The sequence below is a fragment of the Klebsiella sp. RHBSTW-00215 genome (assembly GCF_014103785.1).
In the GTDB taxonomy this organism is placed as follows: domain Bacteria; phylum Pseudomonadota; class Gammaproteobacteria; order Enterobacterales; family Enterobacteriaceae; genus Klebsiella.
In genome coordinates this window covers 1881169-1898615 of sequence record NZ_JABXQS010000001.1, presented here as the reverse complement: position 1 = coordinate 1898615, position 17447 = coordinate 1881169, and the positions used below count along the sequence as shown (strand labels likewise).

General features: G+C 52.1%; 16 protein-coding genes. 5 read left to right on the top strand and 11 right to left on the bottom strand.

What is annotated here, in order from left to right:
• Nucleotides 1–76 precede the first annotated feature (76 nt).
• The 3 genes from acs to actP all read left to right on the top strand — a co-directional run bounded on the left by acs (nucleotide 77) and on the right by actP (nucleotide 4177).
• Nucleotides 77–2035 (top strand): acetate--CoA ligase, encoded by a 1959-nt coding sequence (gene acs / locus HV127_RS09025; RefSeq protein WP_182235668.1) that lies wholly within the window; start codon nucleotides 77–79, stop codon nucleotides 2033–2035.
• 181 nt (nucleotides 2036–2216) lie between these two features.
• Nucleotides 2217–2531 carry a DUF485 domain-containing protein gene (locus HV127_RS09020; protein WP_110274548.1) on the top strand — a complete coding sequence of 105 codons (315 nt, stop codon included), beginning with the start codon at nucleotides 2217–2219 and terminating at the stop codon, nucleotides 2529–2531.
• Nucleotides 2528–4177: a cation/acetate symporter ActP gene (gene actP, locus HV127_RS09015; protein WP_181483991.1), complete on the top strand. Its 1650-nt coding sequence runs from the start codon at nucleotides 2528–2530 to the stop codon at nucleotides 4175–4177. The genes HV127_RS09020 and actP overlap by 4 nt, the downstream gene beginning before the upstream one ends.
• A gap of 44 nt (nucleotides 4178–4221) precedes the next feature.
• Here the strand turns inward: actP and HV127_RS09010 are convergent, their stop codons facing one another.
• The 7 genes from HV127_RS09010 to HV127_RS08980 all read right to left on the bottom strand — a co-directional run bounded on the left by HV127_RS09010 (nucleotide 4222) and on the right by HV127_RS08980 (nucleotide 11494).
• Nucleotides 4222–5322, bottom strand: a complete 1101-nt coding sequence (locus tag HV127_RS09010) for a type 1 fimbrial protein (protein ID WP_182235667.1) — start codon at nucleotides 5320–5322, stop codon at nucleotides 4222–4224.
• 22 nt (nucleotides 5323–5344) lie between these two features.
• A complete protein-coding gene (locus HV127_RS09005; RefSeq protein WP_228727455.1) occupies nucleotides 5345–5908 on the bottom strand; it encodes a fimbrial protein in 564 nt (187 codons plus the stop codon).
• 37 nt (nucleotides 5909–5945) lie between these two features.
• Nucleotides 5946–8537 carry a fimbria/pilus outer membrane usher protein gene (locus HV127_RS09000; RefSeq protein WP_182235665.1) on the bottom strand — a complete coding sequence of 864 codons (2592 nt, stop codon included), beginning with the start codon at nucleotides 8535–8537 and terminating at the stop codon, nucleotides 5946–5948.
• A complete protein-coding gene (locus HV127_RS08995; protein WP_182235664.1) occupies nucleotides 8491–9177 on the bottom strand; it encodes a fimbrial assembly chaperone in 687 nt (228 codons plus the stop codon). Before HV127_RS08995 ends, HV127_RS09000 begins: the two co-directional genes overlap by 47 nt.
• A 56-nt stretch (nucleotides 9178–9233) precedes the next feature.
• On the bottom strand, nucleotides 9234–9770 hold the full coding sequence (locus HV127_RS08990; protein WP_182235663.1) for a fimbrial protein: 537 nt from the start codon (nucleotides 9768–9770) through the stop codon (nucleotides 9234–9236).
• Nucleotides 9771–10401: 631 nt separating this feature from the next.
• Entirely contained in the window at nucleotides 10402–11091 is a 690-nt protein-coding gene (locus tag HV127_RS08985; protein ID WP_182235662.1) for an LrgB family protein, read from the bottom strand.
• Entirely contained in the window at nucleotides 11084–11494 is a 411-nt protein-coding gene (locus tag HV127_RS08980; RefSeq protein ID WP_182235661.1) for a CidA/LrgA family protein, read from the bottom strand. Before HV127_RS08980 ends, HV127_RS08985 begins: the two co-directional genes overlap by 8 nt.
• A gap of 103 nt (nucleotides 11495–11597) precedes the next feature.
• Between HV127_RS08980 and HV127_RS08975 the strand changes: the two genes are divergently transcribed.
• The gene (locus tag HV127_RS08975) at nucleotides 11598–12479 is read left to right on the top strand and encodes a LysR family transcriptional regulator (RefSeq protein WP_182235660.1); all 882 of its coding nucleotides are present in this window, start codon (nucleotides 11598–11600) and stop codon (nucleotides 12477–12479) included.
• A 47-nt stretch (nucleotides 12480–12526) separates the two neighbouring features.
• Here HV127_RS08975 and HV127_RS08970 read toward each other — a convergent pair whose 3' ends face one another.
• Both HV127_RS08970 and HV127_RS08965 read right to left on the bottom strand, forming a co-directional pair.
• Nucleotides 12527–14173 carry a Na+/H+ antiporter gene (locus HV127_RS08970; protein ID WP_112215868.1) on the bottom strand — a complete coding sequence of 549 codons (1647 nt, stop codon included), beginning with the start codon at nucleotides 14171–14173 and terminating at the stop codon, nucleotides 12527–12529.
• Nucleotides 14174–14320: 147 nt separating this feature from the next.
• Nucleotides 14321–15670, bottom strand: coding sequence for an NCS2 family permease (locus HV127_RS08965; RefSeq protein ID WP_181484002.1), 1350 nt, complete (start codon nucleotides 15668–15670; stop codon nucleotides 14321–14323).
• A 105-nt stretch (nucleotides 15671–15775) separates the two neighbouring features.
• On the opposite strand from HV127_RS08965, the gene HV127_RS08960 reads away from it, so the two are divergent.
• Entirely contained in the window at nucleotides 15776–16021 is a 246-nt protein-coding gene (locus HV127_RS08960) for a hypothetical protein (protein WP_228727454.1), read from the top strand.
• A gap of 36 nt (nucleotides 16022–16057) precedes the next feature.
• On the opposite strand, the gene HV127_RS08955 is transcribed toward HV127_RS08960, so the two are convergent.
• Nucleotides 16058–16726, bottom strand: a complete 669-nt coding sequence (locus HV127_RS08955) for a glutathione S-transferase (RefSeq protein WP_182235659.1) — start codon at nucleotides 16724–16726, stop codon at nucleotides 16058–16060.
• 259 nt (nucleotides 16727–16985) lie between these two features.
• Entirely contained in the window at nucleotides 16986–17444 is a 459-nt protein-coding gene (gene soxR / locus HV127_RS08950) for a redox-sensitive transcriptional activator SoxR (protein ID WP_110274561.1), read from the bottom strand.
• Nucleotides 17445–17447 lie beyond the last annotated feature (3 nt).

Sequence of the window (17447 nt, the reverse complement as noted above, 5' to 3'; positions counted from 1 at the left end):
TAAACAAAGCCGCCAAAAGCCCTACTATTAACGTTTATTTGACATATATTTAACAACCTACAGGAGAAAAAAAGCCATGAGCCAAATACACAAACACTCTATTCCCGCTAATATTGCGGAACGCTGCCTGATTAACCCGGAACAGTACAAGGCGCAATATCAACAATCCATCACCGACCCCGACGCGTTTTGGGGTGAGCAGGGCAAAATCCTTGACTGGATCAAACCCTATACTCGCGTGAAAAACACCTCTTTCGCGCCGGGCAACATTTCCATCAAATGGTACGAAGACGGCACCCTGAACCTGGCCGCTAACTGCCTCGATCGTCATCTGGCGGAGCGCGGTGACCAGACGGCGATCATCTGGGAAGGCGACGACGCCAGCCAGAGCAAAAACATCTCTTATCGCGAACTGCATCATGACGTCTGCCGCTTTGCCAACGTCCTGCTCGACCTCGGCATTAAAAAAGGTGATGTCGTTGCTATCTATATGCCGATGGTGCCGGAAGCAGCGGTGGCGATGCTGGCCTGCGCCCGCATCGGCGCTATCCACTCGGTGATTTTCGGCGGCTTCTCGCCGGAAGCGGTCGCCGGGCGCATCATCGACTCTAACTCCCGTTTGGTTATTACCTCTGATGAAGGGCTGCGCGCCGGTCGCGCGATCCCGCTAAAGAAAAACGTTGATGACGCGTTGAAAAATCCAAACGTTAAAAGCATTGAGAACGTGGTGGTCTTCAAACGTACCGGCGGCAAAATCGACTGGCATGAAGGCCGCGACCTGTGGTGGAGCGATCTGATAGAGAAAGCCAGCGCCGAGCATCAGCCGGAAGAGATGAACGCCGAAGACCCGCTGTTCATCCTTTATACCTCCGGCTCGACTGGTAAACCAAAAGGCGTACTGCATACTACCGGCGGCTACCTGGTCTATGCGGCCTCGACCTTTAAATACGTTTTCGACTACCATCCGGGCGATATCTACTGGTGTACCGCCGACGTCGGCTGGGTCACCGGCCATAGCTACCTGCTGTACGGCCCGCTGGCCTGCGGCGCGACGACGCTGATGTTCGAAGGCGTGCCAAACTGGCCAACCCCGGCACGCATGTGCCAGGTGGTCGATAAGCATCATGTCAGCATTCTCTATACCGCACCCACGGCGATCCGCGCGCTGATGGCGGAAGGCGATAAAGCGATTGAGGGCACCGACCGCTCCTCCCTGCGCATTCTTGGCTCCGTCGGCGAGCCGATTAACCCGGAAGCCTGGGAGTGGTACTGGAAGAAGATCGGCAACGAGAAATGTCCGGTGATGGATACCTGGTGGCAGACCGAAACCGGCGGCTTCATGATCACCCCGCTGCCAGGTGCCATTGAGCTTAAGGCTGGCTCCGCTACGCGTCCATTCTTCGGCGTTCAGCCGGTGCTGGTGGATAACGAAGGTACGCCGCTGGAAGGCGCAACCGAGGGCAACCTGGCCATCGCCGACTCCTGGCCAGGCCAGGCGCGCACCCTGTTCGGCGATCACGAACGCTTTGAGCAAACCTACTTCTCTACTTTTAAAAATATGTACTTCAGCGGTGACGGCGCGCGCCGTGATGAAGACGGTTATTACTGGATCACCGGCCGCGTGGATGACGTGTTGAACGTTTCCGGGCACCGTCTGGGCACTGCCGAAATTGAATCCGCGCTGGTGTCGCATCCGAAAATCGCTGAAGCGGCAGTGGTAGGCATTCCGCATAACATCAAAGGCCAGGCCATCTACGCCTACGTCACGCTTAATCATGGTGAGGAACCTTCGCCGGAGCTGTACGCCGAAGTACGCAACTGGGTGCGTAAAGAGATTGGGCCGCTGGCCACGCCGGACATCCTGCACTGGACCGATTCACTACCGAAAACCCGCTCGGGGAAAATCATGCGCCGTATTCTGCGCAAGATTGCCGCGGGCGATACCAGTAATCTCGGCGATACTTCAACGCTCGCCGATCCTGGCGTGGTGGAAAAACTGCTCGAAGAGAAGCAGGCCATCGCTATGCCATCATAAAAGACCGATCCCCTACACCCTCTCCCCGTCAGGGGAGAGGACATAAATAAAAACTCCCCAAGGATTTCAGGTAGCAGGAAAGCGGTAACCAGGCTGATTCCCGACAGTTAACTGCCGGGCGGATGAGTGTTGCCGACAGATGGCGCGTGGATGACGAAAGGGAACCTCTGGAGACGCTACGATGAACGATCAGATTTGTCAGCGGATAGAAAATAGTGCGCATTTTAGGGAGCTTGTTGCAGCCCGGCAAAGGTTTGCCACCATCCTGTCACTGATTATGTTGGTGATCTATGTGGGCTTTATTTTGCTTATCGCCTTCGCCCCCGGCTGGCTGGGCACGCCGCTGCATGCGGGAACCAGCGTCACCCGGGGTATTCCGATCGGTATCGGCGTAATCGTTATCTCTTTCGTACTAACCGGAATTTACGTCTGGCGGGCAAACGGTGAATTTGACCAGCTGACGAAGAGCATTCTCAGCGAGGTTAAAGCATCATGAAGAAAGTTCTGACGGCGCTCGCCGCCACGCTCCCTTTTACCGCCAACGCCGCAGACGCCATCACCGGCGCGGTACAGCGCCAGCCGACCAACTGGCAGGCGATTATCATGTTCCTGATTTTCGTCGCTCTGACGCTGTACATCACTTACTGGGCGTCAAAACGCGTGCGTTCGCGTAGCGATTACTACACCGCGGGCGGCAATATCACCGGCTTCCAGAACGGGCTGGCGATTGCCGGTGACTTTATGTCGGCGGCCTCGTTCCTCGGGATTTCCGCGCTGGTGTACACCTCCGGCTACGACGGCCTGATCTACTCCCTCGGCTTCCTGGTCGGCTGGCCGATTATTCTGTTCCTGATCGCCGAGCGCCTGCGTAACCTCGGACGCTACACCTTTGCCGATGTGGCTTCTTATCGTCTGAAACAGGGGCCGATTCGCATCCTCTCCGCCTGCGGTTCGCTGGTGGTAGTGGCGCTGTATCTGATTGCCCAGATGGTTGGTGCCGGTAAGCTTATCCAGTTGCTGTTCGGCCTCAATTACCACATCGCGGTGGTGCTGGTCGGCGTACTGATGGTGCTCTATGTCCTGTTCGGCGGTATGCTCGCCACCACCTGGGTGCAGATTATCAAAGCGGTTCTGCTGCTGTTCGGCGCCAGCTTTATGGCCTTTATGGTGATGAAACACGTCGGCTTCAGCTTCAATAACCTGTTTACCGAAGCGATGGCGGTCCATCCTAAAGGCTCGGCGATTATGAGCCCCGGCGGGCTGGTGAAAGACCCGATATCAGCGCTGTCGCTCGGTCTTGGACTGATGTTCGGTACCGCGGGGCTGCCGCACATTCTGATGCGTTTCTTCACCGTGAGCGACGCCAAAGAAGCGCGTAAGAGCGTGTTCTACGCCACCGGTTTTATGGGTTATTTCTACATCCTGACCTTTATCATCGGTTTCGGCGCCATCATGTTGGTAGGGGCGAATCCGGCGTTTAAAGACGCGGCCGGGCAGCTGATCGGCGGCAATAATATGGCGGCGGTGCATCTGGCGGATGCGGTCGGCGGCAACCTGTTCCTCGGCTTTATCTCAGCGGTCGCCTTCGCCACTATTCTGGCGGTGGTGGCTGGCCTCACGCTGGCGGGAGCTTCGGCTGTTTCGCATGACCTGTACGCCAACGTCTTTAAGAAAGGCGCAACCGAACGCGAAGAGTTGAGAGTGTCGAAGATTACCGTGCTGATTCTGGGCGTGGTGGCGATTCTGCTGGGCATCCTGTTCGAGAATCAAAACATCGCGTTTATGGTCGGCCTGGCGTTCTCTATCGCCGCCAGCTGTAACTTCCCGATTATCCTGCTGTCAATGTACTGGTCGAAGCTGACCACGCGTGGGGCGATGATTGGCGGCTGGCTGGGTCTGTTGACCGCGGTGATTCTGATGATCCTCGGCCCGACCATTTGGGTGCAGATCCTCGGCCACGAAAAGGCGGTATTCCCATATGAATATCCGGCGCTGTTCTCTATCGCCATTGCCTTTGTCGGTATCTGGTTCTTTTCCGCTACCGATAACTCAGAGGAAGGATTGCGCGAGCGCGAGCGGTTCCGCGCGCAGTTTATCCGTTCACAGACCGGTATCGGTATTGAGAAAGGTCAGGCGCACTAATGATGACTCACTCCCCGGTCGGCTGACCGGGGAATTTTTATATGCTAGTTGTAGGTAAACGTTATCGTTCCACTCGCGTTGGCGGTTCCCGGCGTCACTTCAGAGCCCGTTTTGTAATAGTTGGTCGAAAAGTACAGCGTGTTTGTCCCTGACGCCCCACCGGGGTTATTTGGATCGGTAAACACAGTGTAGCTGGCCTCAGCGCCAGAGTTTGTCACCGTCGTTCTGTTGACCGGATCGAATACCCTGTAGTTGGTATTCGCAGATAACGGCGCGCCATTGATATTCAACTGAACTCCTACACCGGTCGCCACGTTTTCGCCAGGCGTTAGAGCAATCACAGTGTGATCCGGATTATCGCCCTCCGCTTCTGTCGCCGTAATACGCATCGTCACGTAAGTCCCTGGCTCACAGGTCAGCGCCAACGTTTGCTGGGCGGAGCCCGCTTTACTGGAGAGATTAAATTCACTCGTTTTAACTGAGCCCATCGGGAAATTTAGCGCGGTCGAACTTGCCGTGCAGCCCATCGGCGTCAGCTGAATTTTCGTCGTACCGGTGACGTGCAGTTGGGAAATAACCATCGTTCCGGCGCTATCTTTGAGCGAAACCGACGAAATGGGATCCTTCAGCGTCAGAGAACTATTGCTGGCAATAGCGCCACCCGTTGCGACCAGTTGTAGCTGGTATACCGGGGAGTAGTTTGTTGTTGCAAAGCTATCGATAAAACCACTTGCTTTTCCAAGATAAAACTCTGAATCACCAATATAATGCTCAGTATAATCAGGTTTAAAATCGTCATTATCACCATCATATTCACCGGTAATATTCAGCCATACTTTAACTCTTAAACCAATACCTTGTACGGATGTAGCATAAATATGTTCTCCAGTAAGTACACCTGCATTGTCTGAAGACCATTCAAAACGGGCATACATACTCCCTTCGCAGTTCCAGACCTGAGTTTGCGAGCGGGTTATTTGCCCGGAATCATATAGAACGGTTCCAGAAGAATAGCTTCCCGCATTGACTAATATTTGCTCAGGTAGATTAGTCATCGCCACATCGCCATAATTAGCACCGGCACTACATGACCAACCATAAATAGGAAAAACCAATGTTAAAAGTAATAAAATGCTTTTAAACATACCGCCCTCTGCAAATTACACATTATTTATATGACACATTAAATGTGGCTGAAAAAAGTACCTTCCCGGCAGTGATTACACCATAGGGCGTATACATTCTGGCTATCATGTCAAAAACATGCCCGCCGGCCTCATCGCTGAAGATATAAGTGTATTGATCGCCAGGCCCTAATGATTTTGCATCCTTGAGGCTGAAAAGCTGTAATCCAACGCCTTTTGCTCCAGTACTATCCGTCTGCGCATTTTTATATATCATTGAATAAGTATCGTCGTAATATGAGCCACTAAATGTAATAGTGACCGAAGCGGTATCTTTCGAGCAGTTTTCAAGCTCAAGATAAACAGGTGTATTCCCGCTATTAGCCCCAGGTTTCCCGGTCATATGTTGATAAGATACAGTCCCTAAATCAATATTATCCGAAGGCTTTACAGACACCTCACAGGAGGGTTCCTCAATCATACCGGTAACATTAAAGTTAATAGTACTATTAGCGTCGTAAGCCCAAACAGTGGTGCTGGCGAAGAGTTGAATGACACAACATGACGCCAACAACTTAGAGTTGCTGAATAGTGATAATCGTGCCATTTTAGCCACCTGGATAGGAAGTCTATTCATATTTTACTCATCGACAGTTCGCCTGATAAAAAACAATATCATCGGTTGATTTACTACCTGACAAATCATAATTAAAACGGCACTGTGCGTTATTTTTATCACCCCACTTAACCAACAATATGCCTTTTACCGGTAACCCCGTCAGATAGACCTGCCCAGCATCGCCCACAATCGTACTTCTGCTATCTTTTACATCCTGTTCTTCATCATTCAATGAAACTATCGCGCCAAATGGGACTTCTTTGTTTTGAAAGCGCAAGGTCATCATCGCTTTATAGCCAATCCAGGTATCGTATTTTACCTTAACGATAGCGCTGCGCGTCGGTACCACCGTCCTGACGATATTATCAATTTCCGCTCCCGAGACCTGCTGCTCATCAAGGGAGAGATTATTTTCATGGTAGGGCCGAACAAAGGGCACGACGGCGTATCCAGCAGAATCAGTCATCACGTTAGTCTGTCCACGCACTGCTACATCGCTGACGCCGGGCGCTTCAACCAGCGCTACGCTTTCGCCAAGATAGCGTGAAAAAGTGACGCCACCGGAGTGGGCAACCATCCCGCCGCGCAGCGAGTAATTATAATGAGAGCTATAGCTGTCATAACCGTATCCAGCCGCCACTTCACCTTTTGAACCCTGATAGTTCAGGTTGACGTTCCCCGAGGTACTTCTGTCGTTTGCGTTATATCCTTCCTGCACGTTCCAGTTCAGGGAACGGTCCGTTAAGGCTGCACCATTTAAACCAAGGCTATGCGTGGTGTCGCCCTTCCGACTACTGTTCATATTGTAGTTAGCCGACATATCTGCGCCGAAAGGTACGCTCACGGTGAGGGAAATAATGTTATCGCTGGACGGCGAACTATCACTGTTCTGGCTAGTGCTCTGCACATTTCGGTTATAGGAGTAATTGATGAAATATGACACCCGACCAAAGGTGTTGCTATAACTCACGCCCAGAGACTCCATACGTGAATTATCCCAGTAGGACTCACTGACCAGTGAAAGGGATAGCGAACCGTAACCGGAGAAAACCTGAGAAGCTGAAGCGTCAAATCGATCTTTCGTCCGCCCGGTTGACGAACAACAGCCGCTGTAAGAATTCGCGTTATCAATAAAATTTTGCAGCGAGTAGTAGCCATGCGTTGAATAACGATAGCCAGCAACAGAAAAGTTGGTTCCCGTCAGCGGAAAATCTTTACTAAAGCGCACGCGATATGACTGCCCTTCGCTGGATGATGTTTTATCCGATGCAGGTTTTTCTTTTATATCAGCCACAGACTGGGAAGCATCAAATGAAAGCGCGCCGACAGAACCCAGATTAAACCCAGCCCCCAGCAGCAAATTACTGTATTTATCTTCTAATTGCTGGAAACCACTGTATAGCGTGACGTTACTCAGTGCCCCCCAGGCGACTGTAGATTGCAGGAAGTTATACTCCTTTCCTCCTGAACTCCCCGAGCGCGTTTTACCACTGCTGAAAGAGTAATCGACCTGTCCCTCACGTTGCAAAATCGCCAGCGAAGCGAAAGGCACAACAAAGCTCTGTTCGCTGCCATCGGACTCTTTTACCGTCACATAGAGATCGCCCGCGCTCCCGGTTGGGTAGAGGTCGTTTATTTCGAATGCGCCAGGAGAGACCGTGGTTTTATAGATGCTGTATCCGTTCTGATAAACCGTCACGTCGGCGGTCGTGCGGGCGATCCCTTTAATCACCGGCGCAAAACCATTCATGCAATCCGGGAGCATCTCTTTATCTGAGTTCAGTTGCAGACCGGTGAAGCTGATACTGTCAAACACGCCTGATGAGGTATAGGTCTGCCCCATTATCATCTGGCCTTTCAGGGCATGAATATCACGTGAAATATAGCTGTAGACGGAGTCCCACTGATTACCATCATTATTATGATTGAGGGTGCTGTAATTTCGTAAACGCCATGGTCCAACGTTCAGACCTGGTTGCAGGCTGACAAACTGGCTGGACGTCGATTCGCCGCCGTGTCGCGGATCGGTTTTTTGCCCGGAAAGATTATAGTTAAACAACCCGGCAGTAATGCCCTGCTGCCATCTGCTTTCGGGGACATAACCCTGCGGACGGTGCAACATGGCGACCTGAGGCAATGTGAAATCGACCCGCTGATGCGAAAGCTGTACCGCCGTCTCCCATCCGGGGATCGCGGACAGCTTTGCGCACCCGGAGCCAGCCACCGTGAGTTCGGGATAATCTTCGGTTTTGATCGACCACTCTTTCAGTTGCGCAACGCTGATACACGGCTGAACAGAAGAATCATCACCTTCATTTTGCGGCTTGAAAACGATGGATTCAGAAGTAATAAACTTATCGTTAAGATAGACATCGAGATTGTATTTACCCGGAGGTACGGTTTCCTGGGAGATATAGGATAAATCTACGGCTGTCGCACCCGTTTCGTTCACTTCAAGTAAGTGTGGGTTAAAGTATTCCCCAGCGACAGTCGGTAATGGGATTGTGCCAAGACAGCAGAGAATAGCAATGTAGCTGCTTTTCAATACAAATGTATTATTACACTCAATATCATTGAATGATGGCAGTATATTTCGGTCCTGACATACCATAATCATTGATCACGCTCCATGTGACTTCTCTTTTCCCAGATGAAGATGCGCTTGCTACCGGTATTTTTATCGTTGAGTAAGGGGCAACAAACCACGCTTCGGGCACTGCCTTGCCATTAATAAATATTCCTGAGAAATTCATATATAGTGGAGAGTCGTTTTTCACCTTCAGCGCTCTTCCTTCACTGGACCATTGCAGTTTCTGAGAGTAGTTTTCTGGAATGGCTTTTTTTAAGGCTGCGGGTCGATAAATAAGTTTAATTCGGGAGTTGATAGCAAATTGCACCATGTTTTTGTCTGGTGCGTTTTCCATTGCAGGAATCCCTTTAACATTCAGCCAAAACATCGACTCCCGATCTTCCGGCAGAGGTTTACCTGAACGGAGAATGCGTACAAACCCTTGCTCACCCGCCTTCAATCGGAACAGAGGAGGGGTAGTAATAAATGAATCTTTCGCTGGCGATGTCTCATCAACGATAGATACCCAGGACTGTACTATATTTGTAACATTGTCTTTATTTTGAACAGAGACTGTCGTTGTCTTTTGTGTGCCATCGAAGATAACGCGTGTGCCACCAACAACCACGCTGGCCTGTGATACGGAGATACAGGAAAATAAAAAAACACAACATAATAATCTGTTCATAGCATTGTCCAAACAGGGAAAGCAAACTGCTTTCCCTTTATATATTTGTTACTTAATTAATAATAGGTAACGTTATAAGTTACTGTTGTCGACACCGGACCTTTAGTTGGGTCAGAGGCACCAGATTTAGCCATTTTTACGGTAAACGGAACAGTTGCTGAACCGGAGGTGATATCAACATTAGAGCCTTCTGTATTGTTCTTCTGTAAAGCTCCGGCGTTATCAAAAATAGCGACAGCTACATTGGCAGCCGGGGTCCCTGAAGCCTGGTTTTTAAAATAATCACTATTGTAGGTATCAGCTTCACCACCAAAGGTAATTTTGGCTTTAGTCAGAGCCCCTTCGGCCGTAGGGCAAGCGGTCAAATTGAAAGTGAAATTTTTCGCCGCGCTATAGGTATTAGCTTTCAAGTCTGCTACCGAGACAGTCCCCATCTCAATAGATGAAACGCCGCCATCGATAGTGGCGGTACACGTCGTATCGGAAACCGTTCCGGTGAAAGTAATAGTGTTATCCGCATGAGACATTGCAACCAGAGAGCAGCCCGCAGATAAGGCCAGAATTTTAGCTAAAGTTTTTACATTGGTTTTCATTGGTATTCCCCTATTTATCCAGATTAACAATCAATCCATCAATTGTTTATGGCGATATATTAGAGAATGGGATTGGATACCAACTTGATATACACGTTGATATATTTTCTGGGAAATGAATCGCTTGCATATAATATTAATTATAAATACCAATGCAAGAGCTTTAGCTCCACATGAATCCATTCAATAATAAAAGCTCACGTCGCTAAGATAACTGAAAGTAGGAGTATTCTCAACAAGGTAAAGACATCTCGCTTAAGGATATAATTACTCACCATCAATAATCACGATGTATAATTTGAAAATAAACTAGAAAAATCATGATATTATAATATAACATGCATTCACACGAAAAATATAAAATAAAGACACATACTCAAAACAACTTAAACCCACTATAAAATAAAACATTTAGTTACAATTCAAACGTAAAGCAATTAAGAATATTCGCGAAAAAACAAAAAAAACACCTAATCTCTATTTAACATTAATATCGCAACTGATTGAATCATCAATTACATAAGTATATATATGTAGCATTAATTAACATTTCTATTAAAAAAAATAATGCCTCATTATATCTCCCGGTCAACCCGCAAAGATAATAATCGTGATGATGGTTAAATGATTATCAAAACATGATCCAACGGACCAACGGCGCGGCCAGTACCATCACCACACCGGAAAGCATCATCACCAGGCTGGCGACAACGCCCTCCTGCGGCCCTAGCTCATAGGAACGAGCCGTTCCGGCACCATGAGACGCCGCGCCAAATCCCGCCCCTTTCGCCATCCCCTCTCGAATAGAAAGACGAAGAAACAACATATCCCCCACCGCCATACCAAATACCCCGGTCACGACCACAAACAGGGCGACTAAATCAGGCTGACCGCCCAGCGGTTTGGCCGCCGCCAGCGCAAAGGGCGTCGTCACCGAACGTACCGCCAGGCTGCGCTGGATCTCATCAGGCAGCGTAAATAATCGCGCCAGCCACACCGAGCTGGTCACCGCAACAACCGACGCGGTAGTGACGCCAGCGGTTAGCGACATCCAGTGGCGCTTAATAATCGTCAGGTTGTCATACACCGGGACGGCAAAGGCGATGGTCGCCGGACCCAGCAACCACAGCAGCCAGTGGGTTTCCCCGATATAGCTTTGATAGGAGATATGGCCAAATACCAGGATCAGTACCAACAGGACTGGGGTAAAAACCAGCGGCATCAGCGGGAGCTTATGAAAGCGTCGATAGAGACGTTTGTTGGCAAAATAGAGCCCCAGCGTAACAATAAGACACAGGACGCTCAGCTGAAAATCACTCATGTTTCATCCTGCTCACTTCATAGCGATACACTTTATCGACCACCCACGCCGTCGTGCCCAGTACCATGGTGGTGCTCAGCCCAATAACCAAAAAGATGCGCCAGCCATCAACCATCAGCAGTTGGGCGTAGTTCACGACCGCAACTACTGCTGGCACGAAAAACAGCAGCATCTCCGCCAGCAGCCAGCGAGCCCCGGCGCGTACCCAGTTTAAGGAGATAACCCGACAGACAATCAGCGCCAGCAGCAGCAACATGCCGACTAAATTTGCCGGAAGCGGCAGGTGCAACCAGTTAACCAAATATTCAGCGCAGACAAACAATCCGGCGTAGATCAGTACCTGAATCGGCACCTGAAGGCGTTGCATGACGAAGGGCGTCACGCGAGCTGGCGCGAAGGCCATGAGCGGAATTCCTGAAAAAGATGACAGGCGTGCAGTATAGAGAGCCGCCAGGCCCGGTAGAAATGAATTAAAATCATCACAGGTATAGTCTCAGGGAATAATTATGGATATCCGAACGCTGCGTTATTTTGTTGAAGTGGTCCGCCAGCAGAGCTTTACCCGTGCGGCGGAGAAGCTATTCGTCACGCAGCCCACCATCAGCAAGATGCTCAAAAATCTGGAAGATGAACTGAACTGCACCCTGCTGATTCGCGATGGGCGCAAGCTATTGCTGACCGATACCGGACGGGTGGTCTTCGAGCGCGGACAGGCCATTCTTGGCGAGTTTCATCAGCTGGAGTCGGAGCTGAGTGATATCAATCATCTGCATAAAGGCGTACTGCGTCTCGGGATCCCGCCGATGGTCGGGATGCTGATGGCGGAACCGATTAGCCACTTTCGCCAGCGCTACTCTGGCGTTGAACTCAAGATTGCCGAGTTTGGCGGATTGACGGTGCAGCAGGCGGTAAGCAACGGCGAGCTGGATTTGGCGATGACGGCGCTCCCCGTTGATGAGACAAGCGGCCTGAGCACGCTGTCGTTGTTTAGTCATCCACTCTGCGTGCTGACCCCGAGAACAGCGCAATGGGAAACCCTATCGTCACTGTCTCCGAAGGCGCTCGCCGAGCATCCTCTGGTGATTTACAACGAAGATTTTGCCCTCAGCCAGCAGTTGATGCAGCTTTTTACCCAGCATGAGGTTAAACCACGTATTGCGGTGCGTAGCGGGCAGTGGGATTTTCTGGCCGCGATGGTGCAAGCGGGGATTGGGATAGCAATTCTGCCGGAGCCGATTTGCCAGCGTCTCGATCCGCAAAGTTTTTGCTGGATACCGTTGCAGAGCGAGCTGCGTTGGGAATTGGGGATGATTTGGCGGGAGGGCGTGTATATGTCGCACAGCGCGCGGGCATGGCTGGAGTGCAGTAAGGCATTCTGGCTGGAGTGAGCTCCCGGGTTGCGGCGTAAACGCCTTACCCGGGAACAGGTACGGAGTTACTGATCTTCGATTAACAGCGCTTCCAGCAGGTCGAGATCGTGCAACATCTTCTGCAGCGTCTCGTTGCTGATCTGCCGGGTGGCACGCAGGTGGTATAGCTCCCCGCGCTCTGAACGCAGCGCCGCCAGGCGGAACCGGCGTTCGAGGCTCTCTTCCAGCATCGACGTTTCCACATCGTTACGTCCATCGACCCGACGACGCAGGTTACCAATTACCCGCGAACTGACCTCGGTCAGCAGCTGATTATCGATATTCTCTTTGGTGTCTGATGCCAGGCGCTCTTCCATTTTCTGAATCGCGACAATCGCCACGTCCGCCGTTGCCGCCCGCGCCAGACGCTCTTCTTTGCGCTGCTGAACGTGGTCGCTCGACTCGATATGGCGCAGCAGAATCGGCAGCGCAATCACACCAACAAACAGGGAGAACAGAATCACCCCGGCGGCAAGGAATACCAGCTCATAGCGCGCCGGGAAGACGTTACCGTCCGGCAACAGCAGAGGAATCGACAGCACACCGGCAAGAGTAATCGCCCCGCGCACCCCGGCGACGGAGGAGATCAGCAGCTCACGCGTGGTCCAGGAGCCAAACTCCATCGGTTTCTTTTTCAGGAAGCGCTGGCTCAATTTACGCATCGTCCACAGCCAGCCAAAGCGCACCAGCATCAGGGCGGCGTAAATCAGGATGATATCGGTGAACAGCATCCAGGTTTCAACGTTCGGATCCGCCTCTGCCGCCACCAGCGAGCTCGACAGAATATCCGGCAGCTGCAGCCCCAACAGCAGGAAAACCATGCCGTTAAACACGAATTCCAGCATCGCCCAGGTGCTGTTAGCACGCAGGCGCATCGCCAGCGGAGCGCTGCGCATCACGCCAGAACGGGTGATGGTCATTCCCGCGGCAACCGCCGCCAGGATCCCAGAAAAACCGATATGTTCGGCAATCAGGTAGGAAGCGAACGGCAGCAGGAACAGCAGGACAATCTGCGTTGCCGGTTCATCGCCACCCCAACGGCTAAGAAAGCGCATCGAGCGCCCGTACAGCCAGCTGACCACGAAGCCTGCAAGAATGCCGCCCACCGCCACTTTGAAGAACTCTACTGTCGCTCCGCCGACGGTAAAGACCATCGTGCCCATCGCTACCGCGACGGCAAACTTCAGGGAGACCAGGCCGGAGGCGTCGTTCATCAGCGCCTCCCCCTGCAAAATTCCCATAATTTTTTTCGGGATGCGCCCTTCACCAACAATCCCTGAGAGCGCTACGGCATCCGTCGGTGACAGCACCGCCGCCAGCGCGAAGGCCGGTATCAGCGGAATTCCCGGCACGATCCAATAGATGAGGTAGCCAATACCGACCACCGTCACCAGCACCAGCGCTAGCGCCAGACCAAATATTTCTCGCCCATGCTCAATGAACTCGCGGGTCGGCGTCTTCCAGCCATCAGCAAATAGCAGCGGCGGGATAAACAGAACCAGAAAGAGTTCAGGGTCGAATTCGACGTGTAGTCCAAAGGTAGGCCAGGCCAGCATCGCGCCAATACCTATTTGGATTAAGGGTAGTGGAACCTGAAAGGGCAGTACGCGTGTAACCACCCCGGAGAGAGAGACCACGAGGGTCATGATGAGTATGGTAAAGAATATTTCCATGTGTTCCCTGTTTGCTGCGTTTTCTTTTTTTACATCTGAGGCGTCATGTCTCGAAATAGTACGCTACTCAGATTAACGCAAAAGGAAACAGGATGTGGCTTAAAAATAAATCGGGCGGCCAAAGCCGCCCGTGATTAGCAGAAAAAGTTAAATCGCCCAGCCGCCAGCGTAGAAAATAACCAGCGCCGCCGCGATGATCACCGTCCCCAGGTTCAGCTTGCGCCACTCCCCGGACACCAGACGACCAATCACCAGTGAAGCAAAGCCAATCATGATGCCGGTAACGATGTTACAGGTCAGCACGATAAAGACCGCCGTAATCAGGCCCGCCATCGCATCGACAAAATCGTTAAAGTCGATTTTCGCCACGTTGCTCAGCATCAGCAGACCAACGTACATTAGCGCCGGAGCCGTCGCGTACGCCGGTACCAGATAAGAGAGCGGAGAGAGGAACAGGATCAGCAGGAACAGCACGCCAACGGTTACCGCAGTCAGGCCGGTTTTGCCGCCCGCGGCAGTACCTGCGGCTGACTCGATATATACCGCTGCCGGAGCCGCGCCGACCAGACCGGAGAAGACGCTGCTCAGGGAGTCAGTGGTCAATGCTTTGCCGCCATTGATAATCTGCCCGTCTTTATCCAGCAAGTTTGCCTGACCGGCTACCGCGCGGATGGTGCCGGTAGCATCAAATACCGCGGTCATCACCAGCGCCAGCACGCTCGGCAGAACGATGGGGTTCAGCGCGCCCACGATATCCAAGCTACCGATCAGCGAGTTGCCGTGCTCGTCGCTCAGCGACGGCATAGCGAAAACACCGGAGAAGTGAACGTTAGGATCGAAAATCAGACCGATAATCGACACGCCGATAATCGTCAGCAGGATACCGCCCGGCACTTTGAGTTTTTCGAGGCCGATAATCACCGCCAGCCCCACCAGCGACATAATCACCGGGAAGCTGTCGAAATTACCCAACGCCACCGGCAGGCCGTCCAGCGGGTTTTTAATGACCAGACCAACGCCGTTGGCGGCGATCAGCAGCAGGAACAGGCCGATACCAATCCCCGTGCCGTGCGCAACGCCCTGCGGCAGGTTACGCAAGATCCAACTGCGAATGCCGGTTGCGGAAATCACGGTAAACAGCACGCCCATCAGGAACACGGCACCCAACGCTACCGGAATACTGATCTGTTGGCCCAACACCAGGCTAAAGGCGGTAAAGGCGGTCAGCGAAATCGCGCAGCCAATTGCCAGCGGCAGGTTCGCCCACAGTCCCATGAGCAGAGAGCCAACGCCCGCCACCAGGCAGGTAGAGACAAAGACCGCCGCCGGTGGGAAACCGGCTTTTCCGAGCATCCCCGGCACCACGATGACGGAATACACCATCGCCAGAAAGGTCGTAAGACCGGCAACGATTTCCTGGCGCACGGTGCTGCCGCGAGCAGAAATTTTAAACCAGGCGTCCAATGAACCGCCGGTACGCGCTGAAGGCGTAGACATAGAAAACTTCCCCTGAGAATTTTTATCGTTCGTTTGGATGCGAGGTGGACCATCCACTGCCAGTTAAACGCGATCTCCTTGTGCTACATCGCAGCGCCAGGGGCTGTGAAAAGCAAACGTTTAACTCCGCGCATACAATACGGTGTGAAGAATGACTTTGCTCCCCCTGTTAGCAGAGGAAATGATGAGCAAAATAAAAAGGCAAACGATTATCCAGCCTTTAGATGGGCCTTTTCAACTGAAGATTGCCGTATTTCGCTAAATTTCGCTTATGACGTTCAGGAAATAACCAGCCGATGCGCAAACGTTATCGTCCATGCGCAATCCGGTAACATTTTTGCATTGCACTGATAGCAAATTTTTCCAGTCATCGGCTTTAGTAATGCTTCACCCACCGGGTAAGGTAAAAGGACCACCGCGCTCAATCGCCCTCTGCCACGCCGGGCGCTGCTCTATGCGCTGTACCCACTGCGTCAGATGTGGTAAATGGTCCACACCGCCGCGCGCCAGCAACGCCATCGCCGGGAAGCTCATCTGGATATCCGCCATACTCAGTTCGGCTCCGGCAAACCATCGGTGCCGGGAAAGGTGCTCTTCAATAAAGCGGGCGTGGGTTTCAACTTGCCGGTTAAGCCAGGCTTTTTGCACTCCTTTGCCCAATGCGTTGCCTAAAGTGCGCATGCCGAACGGTACTGGGGGTTTACCGAGACTGGCAAATACCAGTTTCATCAGCATCAGAGGCATCAACGAACCTTCAGCGTAGTGCAGCCAAAAACGATATTGCAGCTTATCTTCTATCGACTGCGGCCTGAATCGCTGGATGCTGTCATAGGTCTCCTGCAAATATTCCAGAATTGCGCCAGATTCCGCGAGGATGTAGCCGTTATCTTCCACCACCGGCGATTTACCTAGCGGATGAATATCTTTCAACTCCGCCGGGGCGAGCATATTTTTCCCCCGCTGATAAGAGACTATCTGGTAAGGCAGTTGCAGCTCTTCCAGCGCCCATAACACGCGCTGCGATCGCGACTGATTAAGATGATGTACCGTCAACATGGGCTTCTCCCGCTGTTTGTTCAAATTAACTATAGGAACAGGCGGCGAATGACGGAAATTTTCCGGCAAACCAAAGAGGAAAAATCAGCGGGAAGTGCCACACTTAAGTTGTCGGCACAAACCGGAACCTCAATCAACACATTGCGCAATACCGAGGGGAGCCGACGTCGGGGGAAACCCTCCTGCGAAGCAGCGGGATAGTGCGAAAGACCAAGACCGGAAAACAACTAAAGCGCCCTGTTGTGGCGCTTTAGTTTTTTTACTCCTCTTCCAACAGCCGCGCGCCGGTCCCCTCTTCGCCCAGCTTATCGCCAGGGTTACGTAACGGGCAGTCGCGACGCGACAGGCAGCCGCAGCCAATGCAGCCATCCAGCTGATCGCGCAGTGCGGTCAGGGTGTGAATGCGCCGATCCAGCTCTTCCCGCCACTGGGATGACAGCATCTTCCACTCTTTGGCGCTGAGGTTATGCCCCTCCGGCAACACGCCGAACGCATCGCCAATCGTCGATAGCGGAATACCAATACGTTGCGCAATTTTAATGATCGCCACCGCGCGCAGGACATCACGCCGATAGCGCCGCTGATTACCGGCGTTACGCTGGCTGTGAATCAGCCCCTTGCTTTCATAAAAGTGCAGCGCGGAGACAGCAACACCGGTTCGTTTTGCCACTTCGCCGGGGGTCAGCAGCATTTTGATGCGAGGGGATTTCTTTTCCATAAA